General features: G+C 37.3%; 26 protein-coding genes. 12 read left to right on the top strand and 14 right to left on the bottom strand.

Annotated elements, in window-relative coordinates; translation table 11 throughout:
* The first annotated feature begins 187 nt into the window (after positions 1–187).
* Positions 188–781 carry a phosphoribosylglycinamide formyltransferase gene (gene purN / locus GQO80_RS02995; protein WP_157206856.1) on the top strand — a complete coding sequence of 198 codons (594 nt, stop codon included), beginning with the start codon at positions 188–190 and terminating at the stop codon, positions 779–781.
* A gap of 332 nt (positions 782–1,113) precedes the next feature.
* Positions 1,114–1,755: a ribonuclease H1 domain-containing protein gene (locus GQO80_RS02990; RefSeq protein WP_157206855.1), complete on the top strand. Its 642-nt coding sequence runs from the start codon at positions 1,114–1,116 to the stop codon at positions 1,753–1,755.
* A gap of 2 nt (positions 1,756–1,757) precedes the next feature.
* On the opposite strand, the gene GQO80_RS02985 is transcribed toward GQO80_RS02990, so the two are convergent.
* A complete protein-coding gene (locus GQO80_RS02985) occupies positions 1,758–2,057 on the bottom strand; it encodes a type II toxin-antitoxin system RelE/ParE family toxin (protein ID WP_198037717.1) in 300 nt (99 codons plus the stop codon).
* Positions 2,038–2,322, bottom strand: a complete 285-nt coding sequence (locus GQO80_RS02980) for a hypothetical protein (protein WP_157206853.1) — start codon at positions 2,320–2,322, stop codon at positions 2,038–2,040. The genes GQO80_RS02985 and GQO80_RS02980 overlap by 20 nt, the downstream gene beginning before the upstream one ends.
* Before the next feature lie 136 nt (positions 2,323–2,458).
* Here GQO80_RS02980 and GQO80_RS02975 point away from each other — a divergent pair, with 136 nt between their 5' ends.
* Complete coding sequence (locus tag GQO80_RS02975) at positions 2,459–3,385, top strand: PfkB family carbohydrate kinase (protein ID WP_157206852.1); 927 nt, start codon at positions 2,459–2,461, stop codon at positions 3,383–3,385.
* Between the two features lie 127 nt (positions 3,386–3,512).
* The gene (locus GQO80_RS02970) at positions 3,513–5,411 is read left to right on the top strand and encodes an amidophosphoribosyltransferase (protein WP_157206851.1); all 1,899 of its coding nucleotides are present in this window, start codon (positions 3,513–3,515) and stop codon (positions 5,409–5,411) included.
* Positions 5,412–5,766: 355 nt separating this feature from the next.
* Here the strand turns inward: GQO80_RS02970 and gldD are convergent, their stop codons facing one another.
* The 4 genes from gldD to mutY form a co-directional block, all read right to left on the bottom strand.
* Positions 5,767–6,369, bottom strand: a complete 603-nt coding sequence (gldD, locus tag GQO80_RS02965) for a gliding motility lipoprotein GldD (protein WP_157206850.1) — start codon at positions 6,367–6,369, stop codon at positions 5,767–5,769.
* A gap of 39 nt (positions 6,370–6,408) precedes the next feature.
* Entirely contained in the window at positions 6,409–7,713 is a 1,305-nt protein-coding gene (locus GQO80_RS02960) for a gliding motility-associated protein GldE (RefSeq protein ID WP_157206849.1), read from the bottom strand.
* 51 nt (positions 7,714–7,764) lie between these two features.
* Positions 7,765–8,214: a single-stranded DNA-binding protein gene (locus tag GQO80_RS02955; RefSeq protein WP_157206848.1), complete on the bottom strand. Its 450-nt coding sequence runs from the start codon at positions 8,212–8,214 to the stop codon at positions 7,765–7,767.
* Positions 8,215–8,324: 110 nt separating this feature from the next.
* Positions 8,325–9,365: an A/G-specific adenine glycosylase gene (gene mutY, locus GQO80_RS02950; protein ID WP_157206847.1), complete on the bottom strand. Its 1,041-nt coding sequence runs from the start codon at positions 9,363–9,365 to the stop codon at positions 8,325–8,327.
* 137 nt (positions 9,366–9,502) lie between these two features.
* Between mutY and GQO80_RS02945 the strand changes: the two genes are divergently transcribed.
* Both GQO80_RS02945 and GQO80_RS02940 read left to right on the top strand, forming a co-directional pair.
* Positions 9,503–9,793 carry an HU family DNA-binding protein gene (locus tag GQO80_RS02945; protein WP_117173525.1) on the top strand — a complete coding sequence of 97 codons (291 nt, stop codon included), beginning with the start codon at positions 9,503–9,505 and terminating at the stop codon, positions 9,791–9,793.
* Between the two features lie 418 nt (positions 9,794–10,211).
* Entirely contained in the window at positions 10,212–11,759 is a 1,548-nt protein-coding gene (locus GQO80_RS02940; RefSeq protein WP_157206846.1) for an Rne/Rng family ribonuclease, read from the top strand.
* A 180-nt stretch (positions 11,760–11,939) separates the two neighbouring features.
* Here GQO80_RS02940 and GQO80_RS02935 read toward each other — a convergent pair whose 3' ends face one another.
* Positions 11,940–13,211 (bottom strand): DUF2254 domain-containing protein, encoded by a 1,272-nt coding sequence (locus GQO80_RS02935; protein ID WP_157206845.1) that lies wholly within the window; start codon positions 13,209–13,211, stop codon positions 11,940–11,942.
* A 279-nt stretch (positions 13,212–13,490) separates the two neighbouring features.
* Between GQO80_RS02935 and GQO80_RS02930 the strand changes: the two genes are divergently transcribed.
* The gene (locus GQO80_RS02930; RefSeq protein ID WP_157206844.1) at positions 13,491–14,600 is read left to right on the top strand and encodes a serine hydrolase; all 1,110 of its coding nucleotides are present in this window, start codon (positions 13,491–13,493) and stop codon (positions 14,598–14,600) included.
* Positions 14,601–14,715: 115 nt separating this feature from the next.
* On the opposite strand, the gene GQO80_RS02925 is transcribed toward GQO80_RS02930, so the two are convergent.
* Complete coding sequence (locus tag GQO80_RS02925) at positions 14,716–16,128, bottom strand: DUF5689 domain-containing protein (protein ID WP_157206843.1); 1,413 nt, start codon at positions 16,126–16,128, stop codon at positions 14,716–14,718.
* A 39-nt stretch (positions 16,129–16,167) separates the two neighbouring features.
* The gene (locus tag GQO80_RS02920) at positions 16,168–18,936 is read right to left on the bottom strand and encodes a TonB-dependent receptor (RefSeq protein WP_157206842.1); all 2,769 of its coding nucleotides are present in this window, start codon (positions 18,934–18,936) and stop codon (positions 16,168–16,170) included.
* A gap of 138 nt (positions 18,937–19,074) precedes the next feature.
* Here GQO80_RS02920 and GQO80_RS02915 point away from each other — a divergent pair, with 138 nt between their 5' ends.
* On the top strand, positions 19,075–20,127 hold the full coding sequence (locus GQO80_RS02915) for an endonuclease/exonuclease/phosphatase family protein (RefSeq protein WP_157206841.1): 1,053 nt from the start codon (positions 19,075–19,077) through the stop codon (positions 20,125–20,127).
* Between the two features lie 52 nt (positions 20,128–20,179).
* On the opposite strand, the gene GQO80_RS02910 is transcribed toward GQO80_RS02915, so the two are convergent.
* From GQO80_RS02910 to GQO80_RS02900, 3 genes are all read right to left on the bottom strand, one after another.
* Positions 20,180–20,644 carry a 3-oxoacyl-ACP synthase gene (locus GQO80_RS02910; protein WP_157206840.1) on the bottom strand — a complete coding sequence of 155 codons (465 nt, stop codon included), beginning with the start codon at positions 20,642–20,644 and terminating at the stop codon, positions 20,180–20,182.
* A 37-nt stretch (positions 20,645–20,681) separates the two neighbouring features.
* A complete protein-coding gene (gene mtgA / locus GQO80_RS02905; protein WP_157206839.1) occupies positions 20,682–21,365 on the bottom strand; it encodes a monofunctional biosynthetic peptidoglycan transglycosylase in 684 nt (227 codons plus the stop codon).
* A 77-nt stretch (positions 21,366–21,442) separates the two neighbouring features.
* Positions 21,443–21,871, bottom strand: a complete 429-nt coding sequence (locus GQO80_RS02900; RefSeq protein ID WP_157206838.1) for a Rieske (2Fe-2S) protein — start codon at positions 21,869–21,871, stop codon at positions 21,443–21,445.
* Positions 21,872–22,128: 257 nt separating this feature from the next.
* Here GQO80_RS02900 and greA point away from each other — a divergent pair, with 257 nt between their 5' ends.
* Together greA and GQO80_RS02890 are read left to right on the top strand one after the other, a co-directional pair.
* Positions 22,129–22,602, top strand: coding sequence for a transcription elongation factor GreA (gene greA, locus GQO80_RS02895; protein WP_157206837.1), 474 nt, complete (start codon positions 22,129–22,131; stop codon positions 22,600–22,602).
* A 179-nt stretch (positions 22,603–22,781) separates the two neighbouring features.
* Positions 22,782–23,171 carry an HIT family protein gene (locus GQO80_RS02890; RefSeq protein WP_157206836.1) on the top strand — a complete coding sequence of 130 codons (390 nt, stop codon included), beginning with the start codon at positions 22,782–22,784 and terminating at the stop codon, positions 23,169–23,171.
* Here the strand turns inward: GQO80_RS02890 and GQO80_RS02885 are convergent.
* Both GQO80_RS02885 and GQO80_RS02880 read right to left on the bottom strand, forming a co-directional pair.
* The gene (locus GQO80_RS02885; RefSeq protein ID WP_157206835.1) at positions 23,166–23,516 is read right to left on the bottom strand and encodes a hypothetical protein; all 351 of its coding nucleotides are present in this window, start codon (positions 23,514–23,516) and stop codon (positions 23,166–23,168) included. The genes GQO80_RS02890 and GQO80_RS02885 overlap by 6 nt on opposite strands.
* Positions 23,517–23,519: 3 nt before the next feature.
* Positions 23,520–24,668 carry a sensor histidine kinase gene (locus tag GQO80_RS02880; protein ID WP_157206834.1) on the bottom strand — a complete coding sequence of 383 codons (1,149 nt, stop codon included), beginning with the start codon at positions 24,666–24,668 and terminating at the stop codon, positions 23,520–23,522.
* Positions 24,669–24,868: 200 nt separating this feature from the next.
* On the opposite strand from GQO80_RS02880, the gene GQO80_RS02875 reads away from it, so the two are divergent.
* The gene (locus GQO80_RS02875; protein WP_157206833.1) at positions 24,869–25,738 is read left to right on the top strand and encodes a flavin reductase family protein; all 870 of its coding nucleotides are present in this window, start codon (positions 24,869–24,871) and stop codon (positions 25,736–25,738) included.
* A gap of 78 nt (positions 25,739–25,816) precedes the next feature.
* A complete protein-coding gene (locus GQO80_RS02870) occupies positions 25,817–26,194 on the top strand; it encodes a DUF3127 domain-containing protein (RefSeq protein ID WP_157206832.1) in 378 nt (125 codons plus the stop codon).
* Positions 26,195–26,294 lie beyond the last annotated feature (100 nt).

Below are 26,294 nucleotides of genomic sequence, written 5' to 3'. Positions count from 1 at the left end.
TTGTAATTTAGTAAATAAGTTTTAACTATTTTATTTTAGCTATTAATTTGTTAATATTTATTCTTTTTTTTGCCTGAACAAGTTCGCATTATTGGTTGTAATGTGATAAAAAAAATGAAAAAATCTGGAAAACATAGGTTGTTTAACGTGATAATGCCCCTAAAACTTAAAAAAAATAGAAGTTAACATGAAACGAATAGTAATTTTTGCGTCTGGAAGCGGTACGAATGCTGAGAATTTAATCAAATTTTTTCAAAACAGCGATAAGGCGTGTGTTGTTCAAGTGTTAACTAACAATCCTCATGCCAAAGTTTTAGATCGTTGTAAAGCACTTGGCGTAAGTGCGCTTTCATTTAATCGTATTGCATTTAGCAAAACCAATGATGTTCTCAATATTTTAAAGGCCTCCAAGCCCGATTTGATTGTTTTGGCTGGTTTTTTATGGAAATTTCCTGAATTTATTCTCAATGAATTCCCAAATAAGGTTATAAATGTGCACCCGGCACTACTTCCAAAATATGGTGGCCAAGGGATGTTTGGTATGCATGTACACGAGGCCATTGTTGCCAATAAAGAAACTGAAACGGGCATTACCATTCATTATGTTAATGAACATTATGATGAAGGCACCGTTATTTTTCAAGCAAGATGTGAGGTTGAAGCCCATGATTGTGTTGAAGATGTGGCCGCAAAAATACATGAACTGGAAATGGAACATTTTCCGAAGGTGGTAGAAGGAATTTTAAATTCTGAAAATGGAAACTCGAAAAAACCAAAATAGATTATTTTCAAACAAAGAAATTTAGCAAAAAAATTTTGATGAATTGAGGCTTCTACCAGAATCAGAACTGTCGAAGTATTGCGACAAGAGTTACTCAAAAAAGCAATTTAATATTGACTTTCCGCTTTTAATCAGAGCATCAAAGAATCTTTCTAAAGTTGAAAAAAGGGAACTAATAAGAAATCAAAATGTAAACAGATGGACTTGGAAATTTGAAATCGAACATGATAACTATTCCTATGCTATTTCAACTCAATGGTATCCACATAATGATAAATATGTAAGAGATTAGTTAAGAAATTTTCAATAATCTGTAAAAATCCGTGAAATCTGTGTCAAAAAAAAAGAAAAAATACTATACCGTTTGGAAAGGCCACAAAACGGGCATTTTTGAAACCTGGAACGACTGTAAAGCACAAATAACCAATTTTGAAGGTGCACAATACAAAGCGTTTGAAAGTTTTGATGCCGCCAAAGAAGCTTCAAAAGGCAACTATTTTGATTATATTGGAAAGAAAACCGAATTTAAAACCAGTTTATCAGCCGAACAATTAAAAAAAATAGGGCAGCCTAACCTAAATTCCATAGCGGTTGATGCCGCTTCCAGCGGAAACCCCGGAAAAATGGAATACCGCGGCGTGGACACCAAAACCAAAAAGCAACTTTTTATTCAGGGCCCTTTTGAAGAGGGCACCAACAACATTGGCGAGTTTTTGGCCATAGTACATGGGTTGGCATTACTTAAAAAAAACAATAGCGACCGTATTTTATATACCGATAGCAAAACCGCCATGAGTTGGGTTAAAAAAAAGACCTGTAACTCTAAATTAGTTCCCAACGAAAAAAACAAAGCACTTTTTGAGTTGGTTAACAGAGCTGAAAACTGGCTTAAAACCAATACTTACACGACTATTATCGTTAAATGGGAAACCAAGGCATGGGGCGAAATTCCTGCCGATTTTGGAAGGAAGTGATCTTATTTTTGTTTTATCGTTTTTCCCTTAATATTTGGATTTCTGTTGTTATTCCAAAAATATTCAATTTCAATAATATCATTATTTAAAATCCTGTAAAACAAACTGGTATGCTTCGTAATAACTGCTTCTCTACTTTCTTTATCAAAAACAGAAGCTTTAAATAATTTTGGATTTAATGCTACTCTATCAGTAATCGCTTCTGTTAAGTCGATAAAATTTTTGGACTCTTTAACCGTCCAAGTTTCCAACAAATAATCTATAGTTGCACTAAAAGAATCTTCAGCTTGCTTTGTCCACACTATGCGCATTTACTCTCTTTTTTGCAGCATTAATAACATTTTCATTGGTTTTTACCAATCCCGCTTCACTTTGGGTCCTACTTAAAAGTAAGGCTTTTCGTATCTCTAAAGCTTTGGGTTCTTCTAAAAAGCTATTTGCATCCTCACACAAAACAAACTCCATATAATTTTTCAGGTTTCTTCCTTGTCTTTTTGCCTTTTCTTGAAGTATCGCTATCGTTTCTTCATTTAAAATAACTTCTTTGCGTTTTTTATTTGATGCCATATCGTATTATTTACGATAAATATACATATTTTATACATTAAAAAACAAAATTTCATATTGTTTTACATTCCAAAAAATATTCGTGCATTAGTGGCTAAAAAACTTATATTTGCACAAAAATATCACACACCCTTTAATGAGCAAATTAGTTATTGTTGGCACCGTAGCGTTTGATGCTATTGAAACGCCTTTCGGGAAAACCGACAAAATTCTTGGTGGTGCTGCCACATTCATTGGCTTAGCGGCTGCCCATTTTGATATCGATATTGCTGCTGTTTCGGTGGTTGGAAGCGATTTTCCACAAGAATATTTAGACCTTCTATCTCGCAAAAACATAGACATTTCGGGCATTGAAATTGTTAAAAATGGTAAAACTTTTTTCTGGAGCGGTAAGTATCATAACGACATGAATTCGCGCGACACCCTTGTTACGGAATTAAATACCCTGGCCAATTTTAATCCCGTTGTTCCAAAACATTACCGCGATGCCAACATTGTGGTGTTAGGAAACCTGCATCCCATCGTCCAATTAAGTGTGTTGGACCAAATGCTGAACAAACCAAAATTAGTTGTTTTGGATACCATGAATTTTTGGATGGATAGCGCCTTAGAAGACCTGCACCAAGTTATGAAACGCGTTGACGTTATTACCATAAACGATGAAGAAGCCAGACAACTTACCGGAGAATACTCGTTGGTTGTCGCTGCCAGAAAAATACATGCCATGGGGCCAAAATATGTAGTCATCAAAAAAGGAGAGCATGGTGCCCTGTTATTTCACAATGAACATGTGTTTTACGCCCCAGCGCTACCTTTGGAAGAAGTTTTCGATCCCACGGGCGCCGGCGACACCTTTGCGGGCGGTTTTGCGGGCTACCTATCCAAAACAGGCGATATTTCTTTTGAAAACATGAAAAACGCCGTAATTTATGGCTCGACTTTAGCATCATTTTGTGTTGAAAAATTTGGAACACTGCGCATGGAGCACTTGAAAAACGAAGAAATCCATAAACGCTTGTTACAATTTAAGCAATTAACACAATTTGAAATAAAATTAGGATAAACCAGCGCGCTCAAATCAGGGCGCGTTTTTAATTTGAATAAAAATTTAGCATATCTGTGAAACCAAGGGTTTATAAATTCAACAATTTCACACAAAATTAATTCAGTAAAGCCAAAATCTTTTTAAAATGAGTGATGCAATAAAACACGAATGTGGCATAGCGGTAATCAGACTTTTAAAACCGTTGGAATTTTATAAGGAAAAATACGGAAGCGCATTTTATGGTGTTAATAAAATGTACTTAATGATGGAAAAACAGCACAACCGTGGGCAAGACGGCGCGGGTTTTGCAAGTATTAAGCTAAACACCAAACCGGGCGAACGCTACATTAGCCGTGTGCGCTCCATTGCCCAACAACCCATTCAGGATATTTTTGCCCAAATAAACGAACGCGTAAACAACGAGCTCATGGCACATCCTGAATATGCCGACGATGTTGCGCTTCAAAAAAAGCACATACCCTACATTGGCGAAGTACTATTGGGGCATGTGCGCTATGGCACCTTCGGAAAAAACAGTGTGGAGAGTGTCCATCCCTTTTTAAGACAGAACAACTGGATGCACCGAAACCTTATCATGGCAGGAAACTTTAACATGACAAACGTTAAAGAGCTATTTGCCAACCTTATCCGTTTAGGGCAACATCCAAAAGAATATACCGATACCATTACCGTAATGGAAAAAATCGGGCACTTCCTTGACGACGCTGTGAGCAAAATTTATAAAGACGTAAAAAAAGAAGGTTACAGTAAAATGGAAGCGTCGCCCTTAATTGCAGAGCGTTTAAACGTTGCCAAAATTTTAAGAAAAGCCGCAAAAAATTGGGATGGTGGGTATGCCATGGCAGGACTTATTGGCCATGGCGACGCCTTTGTTTTACGGGACCCCGCAGGTATTAGGCCCACGTATTACTACCAAGATGAAGAAATTGTGGTGATAGCTTCAGAACGTCCTGTGATACAAACCGTTTTCAACGTTGCTTTTGAAGATGTGAAAGAATTAGAGCCCGGACATGCCATCATCACAAAAAAATCGGGCAAAGTTCTCATCAAAAAAATATTAGAGCCCTTAGAGCGCAAAGCCTGTTCGTTTGAACGTGTTTATTTTTCCCGCGGAAGCGATGCCGAAATTTACCAAGAACGGAAAATGCTAGGAAAACTATTAATGCCAAAAGTTTTGGAAGCCATTGATAATGACACCAAAAACACCGTGTTTTCATATATACCAAATACAGCGGAAACTTCCTTTTTTGGCATGATAGAAACGGCCGAAGCAGCACTTAACAAAAAGAAAACCGCAGCTATTTTAACGGGGCAACGCTCCATTTCGGCAGAAAAGGTAACCGAAATCTTATCAGAGCGCATCCGTGTTGAAAAAATAGCCATTAAAGACGTAAAGCTAAGAACCTTTATTACCGAAGACAGTAGTCGCGACGACCTAGTTGCCCACGTGTACGACGTAACCTATGGCGTTATAAAACCAACCGATAACTTGGTAATTATAGACGATAGCATTGTAAGAGGCACGACCCTTAAAAAAAGTATCTTAAAAATGCTAGATCGCTTAAACCCTAAAAAAATAGTAGTGGTTTCATCGGCACCGCAAATTCGCTATCCCGACTGTTACGGCATTGATATGGCAAATCTTGAAAGTTTGGTAGCTTTTAGGGCTGCACTTGAGTTATTAAAGGACGCCAATAAATACCATATTGTAAAAGAGGTTTATGATAAATGTGTACAACAAACGGATTTGGACGACAAACACGTGCAAAACTTTGTAAAAGAGATTTACGAGCCCTTTACAGATGAACAGATCTCGGCAAAAATAGCCAGCCTTTTAAGCGATGAAAGCATTAAGGCTGAGGTGAATATTATTTTCCAATCGGTTGAAAATTTACATAAAGCCTGTCCCGACCATTTAGGCGATTGGTATTTTACAGGAAACTATCCAACCGATGGTGGTAACCGTGTTGTAAATAGGGCATTTATTAATTTTTACGAAGGCAATAAAGAGCGCGCCTATTAATTGCGCTATACCTAATTTTAAGCACTAAACATTGCTAAAATTACATTTAAACCTAAAAAATATACCGTTCATCTAATAAATAATAAGAATTTCTAAAATACCTATAAATTGGTAGTACCATAACATAAGTAGGTTAAGTTCATGGTAGATTTGGGGCAAAAAAAGCTGGACAAACGTCCGGCTTTTTTTATGCGCTTTAATTGGCAAAACCGGTTAATCTTTATAAAAACACCCAACGTTGCTTAGGCCTACCTAATCAAAAAAAAAAAAAAACCACTACTCCTGTAAAAGATAGTGGTTTTTTTTATAAAAGCATATTTAAAATGCTTTTATAATTTTTTAGAGAGGTATTCATTTATTTCCAGTGCAAGGTTTCCATAATGTGTGCCATATCTTTTTGCAAGTAATTTGCTGCTGGTAAAATGGAATCGTAGTTTGGTTTGGCGTAAAAATAAAGCGAGCCGGTTAAAAAATGCTTTACGCTATCGGTTACATAAAACTGTGCTGGCGATGCCACATTTCCTTTTACTTCTGAAAAAATGCCGTACACCTTTCGCGCTTTATTCTCATAAGGAAACACAGGAATTTCATCGGCTTTAATGGTATGTTCCAAAGTAAATTTTTGGGCATCGGTTAAAAAATCCACCAAATTTTTTTCATTTGCAATGGCTTTATAAGTTAAAAAAATGGTGCCTTTTAGTGTTGGGTACTCGATGTTGATGCCAAAACTTTCGGTGGGAGCCGCCAATTGTTTCACCTTGATTTTTGTTGCCAATGCGTTCACTTCAAAAGAAAATGGTGTTTCTAAATTGATGCTTCTATAATGTGCCTTTGGATATTCCAACCTTAAAAATGCATTTGGTTTTGGCACGTAATCTTGCCCGCACGATTGAAGCATCAAGAAACCCAAAATTAAGAAGCTTTTTATGTTATTAATAGAAATTGGTTTTAAAATCATAAGGGTTTTTGGTTTTTTTGAAATCTTATGGGCCGTTTTTTAGGTGATGGTAAACTTAACCAATTTGATGCGTTTTTTGTCTAATGCCTCAATTTTAAAAACGTAATTTTTAAAATGTATTTTACTGTTTAATTTTGGAAAACTGCCTGATATTTCGAGCACAAAGCCTGCAATGGTCTCTGCTTCGCCTTTACTGGTTTCAAAAACCGAGTCGTCTTCAATTTTAATGATTTTATAAAAATCCTTTAACGCCGTTTTGCCCTCAAACACATAATTGTTATCGTCTAATTTGGAATAGGTTAAATCGTCGTCGTCAAACTCATCGCTTATATCGCCTACAATTTCCTCGATGATGTCTTCCAAGGAAATAAGTCCCGATGTACCGCCATACTCATCGACCACCACTGCCAAGTGTACTTTTTTCTCTTGGAACTCAAGCATCAAATCGTCTAGTTTTTTGTTTTCGGGCACAAAAAAAGGTTCCCTTATCAAGGTGGTCCAATCAAACTGTTTCCGTTCTAAATACGGCAGTAAATCCTTAGCATATAAAATACCTTGGATGGAATCAATATTGTCTTTATAAATGGGGATTCGGGAGTAACCGTTTTTTACAATTTCCTGCATGACCTCGGAAAATTTCTGCTCGATATTCAAGGCAAAAATATCAATGCGGGGGCGCATGACCTGTTTGGTATCTGTGTTTCCAAAAGATACGATTCCCTGCAATATTTTATGTTCTTCGCGGGTGGTGTCTTCTTCACTTGTAAGCTGTAATGCCTGTGAGAGCTGATCGACACTTAAATTGGATTTTTGCTTGCCCAACCTGCTATGAATGGCAATGGTAATACTGCGCATGGGCAAACTTAATGGTGATAAAAGCACATCTAAAGCCTTTAGCGGGTAGGCCATAAAAGTGGCAAATTTTAAATTGTTTCGGCTGGCATAAATTTTTGGCAGGATTTCGCCAAAAAGCAAAATCAAAAAGGTAACAATAACCACTTCAACCAGAAATTTTAGTATGGGTGAAGCAATAACCGTAAACAAATCGCTGCTTAAATAAGCAAATAAAATAACGATGCCAACATTTATAAAATTATTTGCCACCAAAATAGTTGCCAGGAGTTTTTTGGGGCGTTCTAACAGGCTCGTAATAATTTGGATGCGTTTGGACTTGGCTTCCAAACCATTCTCAATATCGGTTCTGGAAAGTGAAAATAGGGCAACTTCGGCCCCAGAAATAAGCGCCGAACACGCTAATAAAACAAACAATAATATATAACCTAGGGAAGTTGAAATATCAGTTTCCATTATTAAAATTATAAAACTCGTGGGGCCAGGATCCAAATAATGTTGTTTTAGTTATACGGGGTTATGATGGTTTCTAAGAATGAGGTTTTAAAATGGCAAATCGTTTTCTTCATCGCCTATGGGCTGCGGTGCGTCTGGTTCCTTAGTTTCGGCAGGCTTTGGCGGCGTTGTAACATTCGATGCATTGCCCTCGCTTTCTTTTTTAGTGCTTAAAAACGTAAAATCGGTGCAATAAATTTCGGTTGAATACCGTTCAGTACCGCTGTCATCTTGCCATTTACGGGTTTTCAATCGGCCTTCAATATACACTTTATCGCCTTTGCTTAAATATTTTTCGCAAATTTCGGCCGCTTTATTCCTAACAACAATATTATGCCATTCGGTATTGGTAACGCGCTCGTTAGTTTGCTTGCTGGTATAAGTTTCGTTTGTTGCCAAAGGAAACCGCCCTATGCAGCCACCACCCTCAAAATAATGCATTTTAACCTCATCGCCCAAATGCCCAATGAGCATCACTTTATTCAATGTTCCAGACATAATCGTTTTTTTTATCGAACAGCAAAATTACTCAATTGCTTTGCACTTTAAAGACTTGCTCTCCGTTTTTTTAAAATTAATAAAATTTTTGGTTGCTACCATGAAACCCGTCAAAAATTAAATTGCTCCATAAAATTGCCAATTAAAATGGGAACGGGATATTGATGTATTTTTTCTGTTGAAATACCTTTTTCCAAAGAACCATTCATGTTTACAATCCAAAATTTGGTATGTAAATGTTGGTGCGATAATTTATGAACGATGGCTTCTTCATTATAAAGAGACAGTTTAAACACACTGTTTTTTACCAACGGATGGGTTTCAACAAGAGCTTTAAACGCTTCAAACGAGAGGTTTCCGTTGGTCTCAATTAAAGGAAATTGGTACAGGTTTTGCCAGATGCCCTTGCCCTTGCGCTGTTCTAAAACGGTTTTTCCATCAGAACCAATGAAGACCAAAAAATTAAAATGCTTTATTTTCGCTTTCGCTGCTTTTAGCTTTACGGGCAAGGCCCCAACGCTGTTTTTATGCCATGCAATGCAGCTATCATTAAAAGGACAGATGGCGCAATTGGGGTTTTGGGGCTTACATTGCGTAGCGCCAAACTCCATAATGGCTTGGTTAAAGGTTGCGGGATTGGTTTTATCGATTAAGCTTTGTGCCAATTCCTTAAATTCCTTGGAACCTTTTGAGGTGTTTATAGGAGTAGCAATACCAAAATACCTTGCCAATACACGGTACACGTTCCCATCAACCACCGCAGTTGGCTCATCGAAACAAATCGATGCGATGGCGCTTGCCGTATAATCGCCCACACCTTTTAATGCCAACAAATCTTTATAGGTATTTGGAAATTTTCCTTGCAATTGGTTCGCCACAACCTTTGCGGTAGCATGCAAGTTCCGCGCCCTAGAGTAATAGCCTAACCCTTGCCATAACTTTAAAACGCTGCTTTCATCGGCGTTTGCCAAATGAAATACCGTGGGGAATGTTTCGGTAAAACGCATGTAATAGGGCAAGCCTTGAGCCACTTGGGTTTGTTGTAAAATAATTTCGGAAAGCCATATAAAATAAGGGTCTTTAGTTTGCCGCCACGGGAGCTCGCGCTTGTTGTTTGAATACCAGTTGATTATTGTTTTTGGGAATCTCATTTATTAAATAAATACAGCAAACAAAAATAAACGTTTATAATCTTAAATTTTAATGAATTAGGTTTGAAATATTGAATTTTAAATTCCTATATTTGCATCCCTTTAAGAATTTATAGTAACTTAAAAAATATATTAAAATGACGAAGGCTGATATAGTAGCAAAAATTTCTGATAAATTAGGAATTGAAAAAGGTGATGTTCAAGCAACTGTTGAAACATTTATGGAAGAAGTAAAATCTTCCCTTGAAAGTGGTGATAATGTGTACCTAAGAGGTTTTGGTAGCTTTATTATTAAAACAAGAGCTGAAAAAACAGGTAGAAACATTTCAAAGAACACTACCATAAAAATACCATCTCATAATATCCCTGCATTTAAGCCGGCAAAAGTTTTTGTTGAAGGCGTTAAAACAAATGTGGACGTTAAATAAAACATTCAAATAAATTATTAATTTAAAAGACACTATTTATGCCAAGTGGTAAAAAACGCAAGAGACATAAGGTAGCGACGCACAAACGTAAAAAACGTAGACGCGCTAACCGTCACAAAAAGAAAAAATAAGCCCTAAAAAGTAGTTATAAAAACTACTTTTTTCGGTTAAAAGCAAAAACGTTCTTTGAAATGAGTTCATTAAATTTTTAACACTTTTAAAGTGCTTTTTGAACTCCACGGATATTAAAAAATCCTGTGAAAAATATTGTATAATCCATCTGTACGGTTAAGCTGTTGGTTGTTGGTTGTTGGTTGTTTTTTGTTGGTTTTTAAGCTTTTGCTTAACACCTTTACAACTAAACACCTTTACAACTCTACAACTCCACAACTAAAAAGTATGGATAAAAATTAACTAAATGGATAAAGAATTGATCATTCGATCTAGTTCCGAGCACGTTGATTTTGCCTTATTAAAAGATGGAAAACTTATTGAACTACAGAAAGATGAAGATAGCAACAATTTTTCGGTTGGCGATGTGTTTATAGCCAAAATACGAAAACCTGTTCCTGGGCTTAATGCTGCATTTGTAAATGTAGGTTATGAAAAAGATGCATTTTTGCACTATCATGATCTAGGTCCAAAACTACCTTCGCTTTTAAAGTTCACGAAAAGTGTAAGCACAGGTAAACTTAAAGATTTTACTTTAAAAAATTTCCCATTTGAAAAAGATATTGATAAAGACGGCAAAATTGCCGATGTCTTAAAATCAAATCAATCGCTATTGGTACAAATAGTAAAAGAACCCATATCCACCAAAGGCCCTAGAATAAGCTCCGAGCTTTCTATTGCCGGCAGATATATTGTTTTAGTGCCTTTTTCTAGCCGAATCTCCATTTCACAAAAAATAGAGGACAAAGAAGAAAAAGACCGCCTAAAACGATTGGTAAAAAGCATTACGCCACCGGGGTTTGGCATTATTGTACGCACCGTAGCACAAGGCAAAAAAGTAGCCGAATTAGATAAAGATTTGCAAAATTTGCTAGGTCGCTGGACCGCAATGTGCAAAAAGCTACACAAAGCACATCATCCAAGTAAAGTATTAGGTGAAATGAACAAGGCCTCGTCAATTTTACGAGACATTTTTAACGACACCTTTACAGCCATACATGTAGATGATGAAGCGCTTTACATTCAAATTAAAGATTATGTGCACGAAATTGCACCCAATAAAGAATCAATAGTAAAATTGTATCAATCAAACGTTCCCATTTTTGAAAAATTCGGGATTGAAAGACAAATTAAAACCTCCTTTGGTAAAACCGTTTCCATGGCTAAAGGTGCCTATCTAATCATAGAGCACACCGAAGCCCTTCACGTTATAGACGTAAACAGCGGCAACCGCTCCAATAAGGCCAATAACCAAGAGGATACCGCACTGGAAGTGAACTTAATAGCAGCTACCGAAATGGCCCGCCAATTGCGACTACGCGACATGGGAGGCATCATTGTAGTTGATTTTATAGACATGACCAATGCTGAAAACAGGCAAAAACTGTTCAATCACCTTCGCGACGAAATGAAGGACGACCGAGCAAAACACAAAATATTGCCACCAAGTAAATTTGGTTTGATACAGATTACCAGACAGCGCGTTCGCCCAGAAATGAACATTAAAACACAGGAAGAAAACCCTGATGAGATAATGAACGGCTCTGAGGTTGAAGCACCCATAGGCATCGTGCAAAAAATAAACCACGACCTTGAAACACTATTTAAAAAAGACTATAAAAAGTTGACCCTAAACACACATCCTTTTATAGCGGCCTTTTTAACAAAAGGTTTTCCATCAACACGTTCAAAATGGTTTTTTGAACACAAAAAATGGGTTAAAATTTTACCAAGAGATGCTTACACGTATTTAGAGTACCACTTTTTCGATAAAGATGGTAATCAAATTAAATGATTATAAAAAGCCTTGCTATTAGTTTAGTGAGGCTTTTTTTGTTTAAACGCCAACAGCACATTACAGCGCTTTATTTTTAAAAAGATGCCGATGCAATCGTCATTGAGGTGTTACATACTTAACAATATAAGTTTTAAGAAATTAAAATTTCTACCCCTCTAACTACCTGTTGATGTTAACCTAAGCCATAGACTTAATATAGTTTAAATCACGTTCGTTAGTAATAACATCTTCAGCGTCCAAAATTAAATTGGCTATTTCTTCATCAATAATATTCCGATAGTTTACCTGTTCCTTATCCACAATCTTTTTTAGATGAAGAAGCATTATTAACAACTTTTCTACAATAACTACGTCGTGTTTGCAGTAAGTTCTTAATTCTGCCATTACCTGAAAAATCAATGTTTTAAAATTAACAGTCGCCATACTCACGTAGGCAACATCATCAATATATATAAAGCTTTTATCCTTTTTTTGAATGCGTAAGGCAAACAATTGCGATAAATAATCTATGGCATTTAAAGCGGTCCCGGGGTCGTTAATACCTGGCGACATGGCTTTAACGGCTACTTCAGTAATTTGTTTAAGGGCAAGTACATAGTTATCATCAACAAATTCACTTTTAGAAAAATCAAAATGCTCGGTTATGCTATCAATTACTTCGGCGTCCAGTGCTTTGTCGCATTTAAAAAGGGTGCTTTTTTCTGATATAAACAAACCTTTTACAGCAGCCACATCAATTTTCACCTCCTTATCTTTGGCTATTTTTGCAATGTTTTCTACTGAAACATTTTGTAAATATCCCGACTGTTTCGATTTGTATGCTTTCCAATTACTTGCGTTGGGAAAGTCGCCTTCATTGTACTTTTCGTTCTCAATCAAATACAACATTCGCTGTTTGGAAATACTGAAAATCTTGTCCATGATATTATTAATTTGAATTTCCTGAGAAATGGAATGAATAAAATAAATGAAGGCGGCAAGACTGATAACCATGAATACAATAGCAAAAAGCACTGCAAAACCCGGTAATTGGTATTTGTCTCCATTAGGTTCTATATAAACCAAAATGAAGGTGCAATAAAGTATGGAAGCAATGTATAGACCCAAAATTACTTGGTGCCTCCTGTTGCTTATCAAACCGGGCAATAACCTTGGCGAAAAATTACTGGAGGCTTGATTGAGCAATATCATCACCATAGAAAAGCTAAAAACCATAATGGAAATAAGCCCAGCGATAAAAGTTGTTAGAAGGCTTCTTGCCGTTTCTGTGTTGTTTATTACTAATGAAGGAAAAGTATCAAGAAGATATTTAGAAATTCCATTCTCTTCCAGATAAATAAGAACATAGGTAAAAAACAACCCCAAAACAGCTAGAAGTGTTGGGTAGAAAGCGATTTTATCTGTAAGGCGATAAATTTTTCTTAATAGGAAAAGCATTTTATCTTTCATAGAATTGATTTTACAGACTAAAGATAAGATTGTTTGATTATCAATATGTATGAAAATACTATTTTGTTTTATATTAAACTATACAACAACACATTCGCCGCTACCGCACGAATCCTTTCGCGTGGTCATGCAATCTCGTTACTAAAAATAGTGCATTTAATTTTAAAGTTTCCATCTACGAACTTGAAATTTATTGAACTAACAATTCCAAATCATTTGCGGTTAAAACTCTAATGTTTCAAAATTGTAATTTTTGTATATTTACCCAAACACCCAAACATGAAATTTCAACTGGTATTTATACTTATTCTTAGCTTTTCCTGCGCGCCATCAAAGCTAAATCCATTAAAAAAAGCCTTGGCTTCTTCCAACCAAAAAATAAAAACGGTAATGGACAATTTGGAACAGTACGAAGTCCAAATTTTGTTTACTGAAGTACTTCGAGGCCCTAAAAACAAAGTGGTTTTTAAAGATTATGCCTTTCAGGTGAACCACCGCAACTATTTCTATCCGGCAAGTACCGTGAAATTTCCAACAGCCATTTTAGCGTTGGAAAAGTTAACTGAAGACGGCCAGTTTAACAGAGATACGCCATTTTTTGTTGAAGGTGATTCATTAAACACCACTTTTGCCAATGAAATACGAAAAATATTTGCTGTAAGCGACAATGAATCCAACAATAGACTGTTTGAATACCTTGGGCAAGATGGTATTAATAACCGACTTAAAAACAAAGGCATAGACGCCCGCATAACGCATCGCTTGTCAACGCCCAACTCGGATAACCTTATTACGAAACCCTTATTTTTCTACTTGAACGATGGCACTAAAGTTTCAACAAAACCCATTATAAATACACCTTCAAAGCCCTTATCAATTGAAAAATTGAAGAAAGGAACTGGGTATTTAAAAGACGGACAATTAATTCGCGAACCTATGGATTTTTCATTTAAAAACTACATGCCCATAACCTCGTTGCACAAAACCATGAAGCAATTGGTGTTTCCTGAAAATTACCCCAAGAAAAAACGGTTTCATTTAACAGAAAGCGATAGGGCATTTTTAATGGCTATGATGAAAATTTCCCCAAAAGAAGCAGGTTATCTTGATGCCGATCATTACGATAGTTATGGGAAATTCTTAATTTTTGGCGACGATAAATCGCCCATGCCCAACACCATTGAAATTTACAATAAGGTAGGGTATGCTTACGGTTATTTAACCGATTGTGCCTATATAAAAAATAAAAACACCCATAAAGAATACATCATTACGGCAACGATACACACCAATAAGAACGGTATTTTTAACGACGGTATTTATGAAACCGAAACCATTGGTATTCCCTTTTTGGCCGAATTGGGAAGGCAGTTGGTAATAAGGCCTTGACGTTAATAACAAATGTTGATGCTGTAAAAAATATGTCTATAAAACAAAAAAAAAGCTATCCTAATTATTTAGAATAGCTTTTTTGGTATTGTAAGCTGCCTGCTTAAAAAGGCCGTTATTTTGATGCAATGATTTTAAAATCATCAATTTGGTAGGCACCATCAAGTGTAGTATCGGTTCCTGAACCTGTAACCTTAAACGCCACATAAAGCGTTCCTGTGTAAGACGACAGATTGATTAAGCCTGAATCGACAAATTCATACCAAGCATTGCTTTGTGATGCTAAACTAGCCGTAATGGGAACCCAAGTGGCTGCCAACACGTTGGAGCCGTTAAAATTTGTAGATACAAATACCTCTAATTTATTGTTGGGCGAATCTAAATGGTGTTGGGCCGATTTAAAGTTTAGGTACTCATTGGTTTGGGCGTTCATGTTGATGCCCGGGCTAATTAACCATGCAATGTTTGAAGGACTGCCTGAGTTGAAGGTGCTAAATTCGGCATAACCGTTTCCTGAAAATACTTTTTCTCTCCAAAGCCAAGTTCCGGCCTGTGCAAAGTTTGTCCATCCGGCAAAATCGAGATTGGTATTGTTTGTGGCCGTTTGAAAATCTTCTTGAATGATGGTGTTAAAATCGTTTACATTGAGCAATGAGCATCGGGTGCCTGTTAAATTCACATCGCTAGTACCGTTTAAAGCCAAAATTAAGCTTGCCCCATCAAATGTTTTGCTTACCACTGCGGTAACGGTACCATTTCCTGTTGGCAATAATTCATCTTTAAAACTGGCAAACGAACTGGTTTCTAGTTTAAACTGTGTGTAATTAAAACCGCCGCATGCTTGCAAAATTCTTTGGGTGTCATAAACTTGAATGGGGTCGAAATAGCGTTTCCCTGCCAAATCATCGGCAAATTCAACGTTATTAACGCTTACCAAAATCCCTACATGTGCAGGCGTAATTTGCGAGAAGGTAACAACTAAAGGTGTTATTTCCATGGTGTTTTCCGACCTAAGAACGTTTAGCTTGATTTGGTTTTCGTTTAAACTCACTACGGTGGTGCCGTATTGGTCTGTTTCGGTGCCACCACCAATAGTAATAACACCATTGCCTACGCGTTCTTCACCAATAAATAAGCCTTTTAAGTTAATATAAACTTCACGCCCAAAATTGAATTGGTTGTAAGTATCTACCCTGTTCAATATAACTTTTAAGCCCGATGTTGGACTGGTGGGACTGTCTTGAATATAAAATTCCTTAAAGAAATTACCTGTTTGATCGGAAGACGACACATAGCCTTTTACATAAATATCGGTTTCAATGGCTTTTATAAATGTGCCAGATTTGTACATGGCCTTTACTTCGGCAAAGGTTACTTCACTGGCTTTACCCAATAATGTTTGTAATTTGGCATTTTCTTCGTTTCCTAAACTGCTGGGTATGGTATAATCGTCATCTTCTACACAAGCGGTAAAAGCAAAACTGGCTACCATAGCAAGTAGCAACATAATTGTTTTTGTTGTTTTCATCGGTTTAAATAATATATTTTTTTTCATAATTCTTTTTTTTTAAAATCTTAGGTACATGTTCACAAAGTAATTAGCACCACGGCCGTACCAGTATTTATTTCCAAATACGCGTGTTGGGTTTGCATTATCGTCTCTTAACTCGCGATAATTGGCGTTTCTGCCCTGTTCAAAACCACCTGTTCTGTATTCCTTGTCCAAAAGGTTTCCAATACTGGCAATAAAGCCTATGTATTTATCGCCCACTTTCCACGATTTTCCACCCACGAGGTTGACAACCATATAATCGTCAAATTTCTCTTGTTTTAAAAGAGTTCTCGCAAGGGTTTCATCATAATCGTTAAAGGGCAATCCGTCGGCATCCAAATAAAAGTTTTTGGTTCGTGTTAGCGCATTAATATCCAAATAGGTATTTGTGAAGAAGTTTGTTGTAGCGGCAAACCACCAATAATCGGGGTCGCGGTACTCAAATCCAACCGAATAAGCACGTTGTGGGCCACCGGCTACTTTATAATTTTTTAAGTTGGCTTCTCCATAAGAAATGGAACCACTGGGCGAGTTAAAGCTTGCCGAGGTTAAATACAAATTGGGGTTATTGTCATAAGTATATTGGCCAACCGATGCGGCTCCTTTTAATTTGATGGTTGGCGTTACCTGTGCCTCAATGCCCAATTCGGCACCTATATTCTTTTTGTTGATGCCCTGTAACACTTCTTGAACAAAGGCCGAGGTGTCGTTGCCTTCAATATCTTCGCCACTTAATCCATCGGCAAAGTAAAATCCAACTTCATTGGCATCTTCAATTTTAGAGTAATATCCGGTTAATTTTGCTTTTACTATGGGCGAACGAAAAATATAACTGGCATCCATTGCACTTATTTTTTCTTCGCTAATGTTCTGTACAATGTTTTGGTTTTCGCGCGAATTTGAAAAGGTGTTGCGTAAGGATGGTGCTTTTGTTATGTAGCCAGCATTCACATCAAACAGGTGCTTTCCTGTAATTTTATAGGTAAATCCTGCCTTGGCACCATATCCGGTAAAGGTTAGCTCTTTACTTTTTCCTTTTGATAAATCGCCCGGGAAACGGCTATGTTCCCAAAGGCCTTCGCGTTGGTAACTTGTGTTGGTTAGGCTTCCCGACAGATAAAAATCAACTTTATTGAACTTAAACAGGCCTTGTGCATAGCCCGAAATAACATCGGCATACAAGTTATAATTGTATCGGTATTTATCGCCCACACCTACAATGCTGTTCGGGTTTTGGGTATTGTATTGGTAATTATCGAACGAATCTACATTTAAAATACCCGTATTGGATCCTAAAACATCCATGATTTCTGCAAAGTTTTCAGACTTCAAGTTTTTATAATCAATGGCTGCGTTTAGTTGTATATGCTGATTGATTTCGGTGTTCAAAATAGAATTCAGCGTAAGTTGTTTATCGTCATTTCTATCTTCATACAAGGCATAGGCGGCCGGTACCCCAGAAGCATTATTGGTTATGTTGGCATCGTAAATTCGGTTCCAATCTATTTGGCCGTTGTTCAAAAATTCCTGTTCCGCTAGGTAGGCACCTGCATAGTCAGGGCCATTGGGGTCTGAAACGAAGTAACTGGGCAACTTTTGGTAGTACGTCGGACTTGGGTTGGCGCCTCCGCCATAATCTAAACGGCTATTGCCTATTTTTCCAAACTGGTAGCCTACATTGGTGTTTAAGGTTGTTTTGCTGGAAATATCCCAGAAATGGTTAAGCATTAAAATGGGCTCTTCAATTTCCTTGATGCGTGAATTGCGCTTTTTACCATCTTGATAGCCCCAGTAATCATTATACTTTATACCCTTTAAGTCGTAAACCTCTTGGGTGTTGGGTGAAGATTTCCCGCGACGGTTAGGTGCGTAAATAGAAGTAAAGCTTAAACTGTGTTTTTTGCCGAATTTCTTTTCAATAGAAGCGAAAAAGGAGTTGGCATCATAAAAAGTAGCATCTTGGTAGCCTTCATTGCCCCAACGTCTGGACAGCATAAATGCCATGGACCAACCATCTTTCATTAAGCCGGTTGCGTAACTTACCATTGCCCTATTGGTGTAGCTTCTGTTGGAAGATGAATAGGTTATTTGTCCGCCCTCGCGGAATAAAGAAGCGCGGGTATTCATGTTGGTAGTTCCTAAAACACCTCCAAAATTATATGCCGATGGGGTTAAACCCGATGTAAGCTCTTGGTTTCTTAACATGTCGTTTAAACCGCCCCAGTCGCTCCATTGTGGTCGCCCGTCATAAATTTTGTTCATTTCAATACCGTTAATCAAAACCGAACCGTTTTCAGAATCGAGTCCACGCACCCTAAAAAATGAGGAACTAAACTCGAACGCAGCGGTTCGCTGGAAGACATCCAATGACGACGATAACAATCCGGAAATATTATCCGAACCACTGGTATCATCATTCAGCTCGTCATCAGAAAGTGTGATGGTAAATAAATCTTGGGAACTTGCTGTGTCAAGTTCCAAGGTCATATCGGTAATATTCACCGTTTTGGATTCGTTAACAACAATGGGGTACCGTTTGGTAACATAACCCACTTTTGAAACCCTTAAAACCTGTTCGCCCAAAGGCACATTCGCCGAAAATACAAAAGCCCCTTTAGCGTTTGTAGTAGCGGTTTGTTTTGTTTCTTCAATAGTTACTAAAACCTCTGGGAGAGGTTCAAAGGAAATCGCATCTTTTACACTACCTTTGATGATGGTCTGTTGTGCGAAAGCCGTAAAAATTGAAAACATTCCGAATAAAGAAATAAGTAATCTTTTTTTCATGCTTAATTATCAAGTTATATGTTTAAATAGCATTAAATACTATGAATTTAATGATTACAAATTTACATTATTTATAATTAATATTTACTTTTGATTTATATTTTGTAATCAAAATAACATTAACATAATATTTCAACAATGAAGACATTGAAAATTGCGCTAGCGGGGTTGTTCTTATGCTACGTTACCTTAACAGGTGCACAAGAAAAAAAACGTTTTAAAATACACACCATAGCTTTCTATAACCTTGAGAACCTGTTTGATACCATAAACGACCCTACTAAATTTGATGAGGCCAGCCCCATTATGGAGCTTAATACCAATCGTGCCGCGGCCTATAAAAAGAAAGTAGCGAATATGGCCCGTGTTATTTCTGAAATAGGTTTAAAGGACACCAACAACGCACCTGCCGTTATTGGCGTTTCGGAAGTTGAAAACAGAGAGGTTTTGGAAGATGTTGTAAACGATACTTTGTTGCGCGATAAAGATTATGGCATTATTCATTACCACTCGCCCGATGCCCGCGGAATTGATGTGGCGCTGTTGTACCAGAAAAAACTATTTACACCCATCTCAACAAGTAGCCATGAACTAAAAATTTACGACGACCAAACCAGAAAACGCGTTTATACCCGCGACCAACTACTGGTTAGTGGCGCATTGGATGGCGACCTTATACACCTAATCGTTAACCATTGGCCATCCAGAAGCGGCGGCGAAGCACGAAGCAGGCCCAAACGCGTGGCAGCCGCCAAACTTACCAAACACTTGGTGGATTCCTTACAGATTATTGACCCCTATGCAAAAATTTTTATTATGGGCGATTTGAATGACGACCCCACAAACGAAAGCGTTAAAAAAGTTTTAAACACAGAAAGAAACAAAGAAAAGGTTGGACTGAAAGGCATTTACAACCCGTACGAAAATTATTTTAAAGACGGTATAGGCACTACGGCCTATAGAGATGCTTGGAGCTTATTCGACCAGATATTGCTAACAAAACCGCTGTTGGAAAAAGATTATTCATCATTCCGGTTTTATAAGGCGGGTATTTTTAACGAAAACTTTTTAACCCAAAAAACCGGCCAGTTTAAAGGCTATCCATTCAGAAGTTGGTCGTACAGTGGGTTTACCGATGGTTTTAGCGACCATTTTCCGGTGTATGTGTATGTTGTTAAGGAAGTTGAATGAAATAAAAAACCGGTTCATTTAGTATCTGTTCAAAAAAACAATTTCCTTATTTTCAAACTATATTTTCAATTATGAAGGATTGTTTATTGAAACTAACACATTCACCTATGGTTTTCCGCATTAATAATTGGCCAACAGGTGTGTTTGGTGAAATAGCATAAAACTCAACCTCATCTACTTCCAGTTTACCTGCGCTAATGCCAATAAAATAGTTGGTTTTATTGGTGAATACAATATTGCCCAAACCAACAAAGCCAGACGAATTTGTTGAAAGCACTATTTTCGACAAGTGTTCCCGTATCTTTTGAATTTCGGCCAACTGATTCCCTGCCTTTTCGCGTTCTAACTGCAACATGGCCCTGCCGGTTTCGTGCTTATCGCCCGCGCTACTTTTCGTTTCAGAGGTTAAGGACTCTTGAATTTCAGTGATGGTATCTTGAATGGTTTGAAAGCGGTTTTCAACAAAGGCAACACATTGCAAATACAGGTTTTCCTTAATTTTTAAACCTTCAAGCATACCTTAAAATAACTAATGTTTATTTGGAATTTGCCCTTTAATCGTAGTTTAAAGGCCCAAAAAAATTGATTTGGCGTGATATCCAATTTTTTCGCCCCTGAATATAGTTGGTCGCAGGATGCGCCCGATACCTTAACGGGTTGGGAAGTACCGCTGCAATGGCTGCCGCTTCTTGTTTTCTTAATTTGGAGGCTGGTTTTTTAAACCAATATTGCGCCGCGGCTTCGGCACCGTAAACCCCTTTGCCCATTTCAACGCTGTTTAAATAAACTTCCATAATACGCTCCTTGGACCAAATTAATTCAATCAAAAACGTAAAATAAACCTCCAAGCCTTTGCGCAGCCAACTTCTATGGGGCCACAAAAACACGTTTTTGGCGGTTTGTTGGCTTATGGTGCTTGCCCCTCGTGTGCGTTTCCCTTTTTTATTGTATTCAATGGCTTTTTCAATGGCTTTCATATCGAAACCACTATGGTTTAAAAAATTTTGGTCTTCGCTGCAAATAACCGCTAGTTGCAGGTTCTTTGAAATATTGTCTATTGGTTCCCAATCGTGTTTCCAAACAATTTCATCGCCATTAACCGTTTGTTGCACGGTGCGTATAACCATTAATGGCGTAACGGGAACAGGCATCCATTTGTACAAAATAACCAAGCCTATGGAAATGGCAAAAAACCAAAGCATGCATTTATATAAAAACCGAAATACTTTTCTAATCATGTTTATCTATCAAATTGCTGGCAAAAATAGTGAATTTAAGGTTTATTTTTCTGGGGTTGGCAACAACTTACTTTAAATCAATTAGAAATATAAAGCATATTTCCTGTTTTTTCAACGCGGTAATTTTTCAGCCCGCATGGAAGCACCTTGCCTTTTAAAGCATACCCGTTAACCAAGCTATACGTGTTTCCGTCCTCGCAACCACAAGTGGCTTCCAAATTAGAATTTATCAATCGGGAGCAGTCGCTTGGTATATGGTTTGGGTCGGTTGCATCCCAAGCTAAAAAATCGGCACCGGTATTGGCTACAATCACACCTTTATTACCGCCCAGGTTAGGAATGTAAATGGAATTGCCCGCAAATTGCAGTTGGCTATATTCGGGCAAGCTTAAATTTATATTGCGGGTAAAACTTACGCTTAAAAGATATTTACAATTCTCGTTTTCGGTAGAATTGCTACATGTAAACAAAAAAACAAAACAGGCAATATATAAAAAAGGCTTCATAATAACTTCAATGCAAATTTTCAATATACAACATTAAGCAAAATCCGTTAAATAGTTGGCATAATTCCTTTTAACCTTTAATTTTTTCAACCAAAGCGCCAATTAGTTTTTGAAACATTCCTATCGAGGTAACCAAATATTTTGTACTTTTGTTATTCAATCTCGTGTGAACGGGATTTTTTTTATATGCTGATTTCCTACACAAGATATTGATGGAGTGGGTTTCAGCATCTTTTATTAAATAAAACGATGAAGCTATGAGTAAAGTATCATACTATACACCAGAGGGGTTAAAAAAATTAAGGGATGAACTTAAACAACTAAAGGATGTTGAGCGCGTAAAAGCGTCGAGGGCCATTGCGGAAGCTAGGGATAAAGGCGATTTAAGCGAAAATGCCGAATATGATGCCGCCAAGGAAGCCCAGGGCATGTTGGAGATGCGCATTTCTAAACTGGAAGAGGCTTTAGCTGGCGCACGCGTTATTGATGAATCGCAGTTGGATAATTCAAAGATATTGGTTTTATCGAAAGTGAAGATAAAAAACCAAACCAATGGCATGGAAATGGTTTATACCTTGGTTGCCGATGGTGAAGCCGATTTGGCCACCGGCAAAATATCGGTAAACTCGCCTATTGGTAAGGGTTTATTGGGCAAATCGGTGGGCGATGTTGCCGAAATACAAGTGCCCAATGGCATATTGAAATTTGATATCATAGAGATTTCAAGATAATAGAACCGTTATTGCAAAGTATGAAGCATTTTTTTTATTGCTTACAAATAACCTACAGATTGTTTCCTGCCTCGAAATGACTCAAAACATTATTTATAAGCAACTTCGTTTCTAAGCATGGTCAACATAAAAAAAAGGTTGTTTATTTTGTTTACCCAATATTCTAAAATTATTTAATCATGGCATCCATCTTCACTAAAATCATTCAAGGCGACATACCAAGTTATAAAATTGCCGAAACCGACGATTTTTTAGCTTTTTTAGATGTAAACCCAAACAGTATGGGGCACACGCTTTGCATCCCAAAAAAGGAAGTAGATAAAATTTTCGATCTGGACGAAACCACCTATTTGGGCCTCATGCAATTTTCACGGCGCATAGCCATTGCCATTGAAAAGGCCATACCGTGCAAACGCGTTGGCATGACCGTTATTGGTTTGGAAGTACCGCATGCGCACGTCCATTTAATTCCACTACATTCCATGGAAGATGCGCGTTTTATTCAGAAAACCAAATTATCGCCCGAAGAATTCCTATCGATTGCCCATAGTATTAAGGCACAGTTATAATTTCATATAGATAAAAATGGCCATGATACCAATAGCCATTAAAACCACTGAAGCTAATGCTATCCAAGAAGCTTTTTTTAAGTGTGTTGAAGCTTTTCGCGGGGTAACCGCTTTTTTATGGTAATCAAAAACGCGTTCCATATCATCGGTCCAGTTTACGGGATAAATAACGTTATTACAGTTTTTGCATACCATTTCGTGCTCAATTTTAGAAGTAACGGCCTTACAAAACCTGTTTTCAACGGTTTTTTGTTTAAAGGTTAGCCTTAGCCCTTCTTGGTTGTAACATATAGGGCAATGGTTGTTTAAACCAACTTCTTTTATGGCAACAAAGGTTTCAGTCATGCATCAAGCGCGTTTTAGGGTAATTTGAAAGGTGGTTCCTTTGCCTATTTCAGAATGTAAAACCTTTATTTTGCCATTGTGGAAATCTTCAATAATCCGTTTTGCAAGCGATAGGCCCAAGCCCCAGCCTCGTTTTTTTGTGGTAAATCCGGGCTCGAATATTTTGTTGAAGTTCTTCTTTGAAAGGCCCTTCCCGGTATCGGTTACACTTACCATAATAGCGTCTTCCAATTGTGAAATGGCTATGGTAAGCTTTCCGCGGCCTTTCATGGCATCTATGGCGTTTTTTACTAAATTTTCAATGGTCCAACTATACAATTGCTTGTTAAGGTTTACCATAATTTCATCATCGGGACTGTCAATTTCAAAATCAATTAACTTGGATGATCGGGCTTTTAAATAATCGAATGAATCGATGGTTTCTTTTACAATGTCGGTCTTTTCCAAAGTTGGCAAAGACCCTATTTTACTGAAACGTTCGGTAATGGTTTGCAGCCTGTCGATATCCTTTTCAATTTCAGCAATATATGTGGGATTGATGTTTTCTGATTTCAAAATTTCGGTCCAACCAATCAAGGACGATAAGGGCGTGCCTATTTGATGCGCCGTTTCCTTTGCCATACCCGACCATAATTTATTTTGGGTCGCGTTTTTATTGCTTCTATAAAAGAAGAAAATAACGGCACCAAATAAAAACACGATAAGCAATAAGGCTAAAGGATAGTATTTAAGTTTGTTGAGCAATTCGGAATTTCCATAGTAAATGGTGCTCACAATACTATCGCCCAATTTTACGGGAATGGGCTTGTTTTCTTCCTGAAACTTTAAAATTAATTTTTTAACATAGGCCGAATCAGAAATCTTGGTTTCGTCTAAATTGTTATAACTTACCAAAGCGCCCTCTTCATTAACAACCAACATGGGCGTGGTTTTGTTACTGTTCAGTATTTTTAGGGTAAGCTCCAAATTGGCATTGGTATCCGAATTTATAAAATCGGTTTGTGCAAACGACCAGTTTTCCATTTTGGTACGTTCTTCCTCTTTAAAATGCTGAAAAAACTCGTAAGTTTTCCATAAAATTAAACTCACAACAGCAAAAGAAGCCACTATAATTACCCAACGTAACGTGTTACCGTATTTTGTAAAAACCATTGTACATTAAAATTACATGTAATATAATGCAAATCTGTTAATATTATTGTTCAAGTTGTTTATAAATTGATTTTTTTTGCTGTTGATATTGGTTACTTTTGTACAATAAGTATTTTATTTACAGCCGTAAAAAACTAACATCCCTATTTATAAAGTATGTATAAAAAAAATGTTAGTTTTGTTGAAACCAAAAAAGTTCAATGCCGTCTTTAGATCCAAAAAGCTTATCAACCAGTAAATTACATAGTTATTTGTTAAGTGCGGTGGCACCACGGCCCATTGCTTTTGCGAGTACCATTTCATTTAACGGGGAGGTAAATCTGGCACCGTTTAGCTTTTTTAATGTATTTAGCGCCAACCCGCCCATAGTGGTTTTTTCGCCAGTGCTACGCGAAAAAAACAACGCGGAAAAACACACCTTAAAAAACATTAAAGCCACCAAAGAGGTGGTTATTAATGTGGTGAATTTTGACATGGTGCATCAAACATCGTTAAGTAGCGCCGATTTTCCGGAAGGGGTTAACGAATTTGAAAAATCGGGACTAACCATGTTAAAATCGGTAGTGGTGAAACCGTTTCGGGTAGCAGAATCGCCCATACAGTTGGAATGTAAAGTAACCGACATTATTGCTTTAGGAACGGAAGGGGGCGCGGGCAACTTAGTGATTTGCGAAGTACTTAAAATACATATCGACGACGAGGTTTTAAATACCGATGGTAGCATAAACCAAGAAAAACTGGATTTGGTTGCCAGGGCAGGTGGAAATTATTACAGTCGTGCAAAAAAAGGGTTTTTTGAAATACCAAAACCGGCAGCAAACTTAGGTATTGGCGTAGCCAATTTTCCGGACGACATTAAAAACAGCATGGTTTTAACAGGAAACGATTTAGGCCTGTTAGGAACTATTGAAAAATTACCAAGCAAAAACGAGGTGAAAACATTCATTAAAAATATAAGTGAACGCTACCCAAACATACAAACGGCAAGCCATAGAGAAAAACATAAATTGGCACGCAATTATTTAAGTTTTGGCGATGTGGAAAGTGCTTGGAAACTATTGCTGTCCTGAATTTGACAGCGACCATTTCAAGTTTTGGATTTTACCAATAAAAATTAAAGATTAATAATAAGAATAAACAACAAAAACATGGAAGTTCAAGGAAGAATTAAAATGATTAACGAAACCCAAACAGTGGGAAGTGGCGGATTTAGAAAACGCGAATTGGTAGTTACTACTGAAGAGCAATATCCGCAACATATTTTAATTGAGTTTGTACAAGATAAAACCGATTTGTTAAATAACTATAAGGTAGGGCAACAAGTAAAGGTTAGCATCAACTTACGCGGTCGTGAATGGGTAAACCCACAAGGCGAAACCAAATATTTTAACGCCATTCAAGGATGGCGCATAGAAGCATTACAAGCGGCAAGCGCCGAAGGTAATTTACCACCGGTACCACCTATGGATGCTTTTGAACCTGCGGGTAATTTAAACGAAGACGACCACGACGATCTGCCATTTTAACCAACCAATATCGTCATCCTGCGCACAGTTGAAGGAACTAAAAAAACAACCTCTCTGTTTACCAAAGCAAAGAGGTTTTTTATTTTTTAAGCCATTGCGA

The sequence above is a fragment of the Mariniflexile maritimum genome, from assembly GCF_009746565.1.
GTDB classification, from domain to species: Bacteria; Bacteroidota; Bacteroidia; order Flavobacteriales; family Flavobacteriaceae; genus Mariniflexile; species Mariniflexile maritimum.
This window is presented reverse-complemented; position numbering and strand designations above follow the sequence as displayed.

Bases quoted from the DNA above. Each gene is read 5' to 3' on its own strand.
- GQO80_RS02930 (WP_157206844.1), top strand. From the start codon at position 13,491: ATGAAATTTCAACTGGTATTTATACTTATTCTTAGCTTTTCCTGCGCG.
- GQO80_RS02890 (WP_157206836.1), top strand. From the start codon at position 22,782: ATGGCATCCATCTTCACTAAAATCATTCAAGGCGACATACCAAGTTAT.
- mutY (WP_157206847.1), bottom strand. From the start codon at position 9,365: ATGAGATTCCCAAAAACAATAATCAACTGGTATTCAAACAACAAGCGC.
- gldD (WP_157206850.1), bottom strand. From the start codon at position 6,369: ATGATTTTAAAACCAATTTCTATTAATAACATAAAAAGCTTCTTAATT.
- GQO80_RS02970 (WP_157206851.1), top strand. From the start codon at position 3,513: ATGAGTGATGCAATAAAACACGAATGTGGCATAGCGGTAATCAGACTT.
- greA (WP_157206837.1), top strand. From the start codon at position 22,129: ATGAGTAAAGTATCATACTATACACCAGAGGGGTTAAAAAAATTAAGG.
- GQO80_RS02910 (WP_157206840.1), bottom strand. From the start codon at position 20,644: ATGCTTGAAGGTTTAAAAATTAAGGAAAACCTGTATTTGCAATGTGTT.
- GQO80_RS02935 (WP_157206845.1), bottom strand. From the start codon at position 13,211: ATGAAAGATAAAATGCTTTTCCTATTAAGAAAAATTTATCGCCTTACA.
- GQO80_RS02875 (WP_157206833.1), top strand. From the start codon at position 24,869: ATGCCGTCTTTAGATCCAAAAAGCTTATCAACCAGTAAATTACATAGT.
- GQO80_RS02980 (WP_157206853.1), bottom strand. From the start codon at position 2,322: ATGGCATCAAATAAAAAACGCAAAGAAGTTATTTTAAATGAAGAAACG.
- GQO80_RS02900 (WP_157206838.1), bottom strand. From the start codon at position 21,871: ATGAAGCCTTTTTTATATATTGCCTGTTTTGTTTTTTTGTTTACATGT.
- GQO80_RS02940 (WP_157206846.1), top strand. From the start codon at position 10,212: ATGGATAAAGAATTGATCATTCGATCTAGTTCCGAGCACGTTGATTTT.
- GQO80_RS02880 (WP_157206834.1), bottom strand. From the start codon at position 24,668: ATGGTTTTTACAAAATACGGTAACACGTTACGTTGGGTAATTATAGTG.
- GQO80_RS02885 (WP_157206835.1), bottom strand. From the start codon at position 23,516: ATGACTGAAACCTTTGTTGCCATAAAAGAAGTTGGTTTAAACAACCAT.
- GQO80_RS02925 (WP_157206843.1), bottom strand. From the start codon at position 16,128: ATGAAAACAACAAAAACAATTATGTTGCTACTTGCTATGGTAGCCAGT.
- GQO80_RS02945 (WP_117173525.1), top strand. From the start codon at position 9,503: ATGACGAAGGCTGATATAGTAGCAAAAATTTCTGATAAATTAGGAATT.
- GQO80_RS02915 (WP_157206841.1), top strand. From the start codon at position 19,075: ATGAAGACATTGAAAATTGCGCTAGCGGGGTTGTTCTTATGCTACGTT.
- mtgA (WP_157206839.1), bottom strand. From the start codon at position 21,365: ATGATTAGAAAAGTATTTCGGTTTTTATATAAATGCATGCTTTGGTTT.
- purN (WP_157206856.1), top strand. From the start codon at position 188: ATGAAACGAATAGTAATTTTTGCGTCTGGAAGCGGTACGAATGCTGAG.
- GQO80_RS02870 (WP_157206832.1), top strand. From the start codon at position 25,817: ATGGAAGTTCAAGGAAGAATTAAAATGATTAACGAAACCCAAACAGTG.
- GQO80_RS02975 (WP_157206852.1), top strand. From the start codon at position 2,459: ATGAGCAAATTAGTTATTGTTGGCACCGTAGCGTTTGATGCTATTGAA.
- GQO80_RS02955 (WP_157206848.1), bottom strand. From the start codon at position 8,214: ATGTCTGGAACATTGAATAAAGTGATGCTCATTGGGCATTTGGGCGAT.
- GQO80_RS02920 (WP_157206842.1), bottom strand. From the start codon at position 18,936: ATGAAAAAAAGATTACTTATTTCTTTATTCGGAATGTTTTCAATTTTT.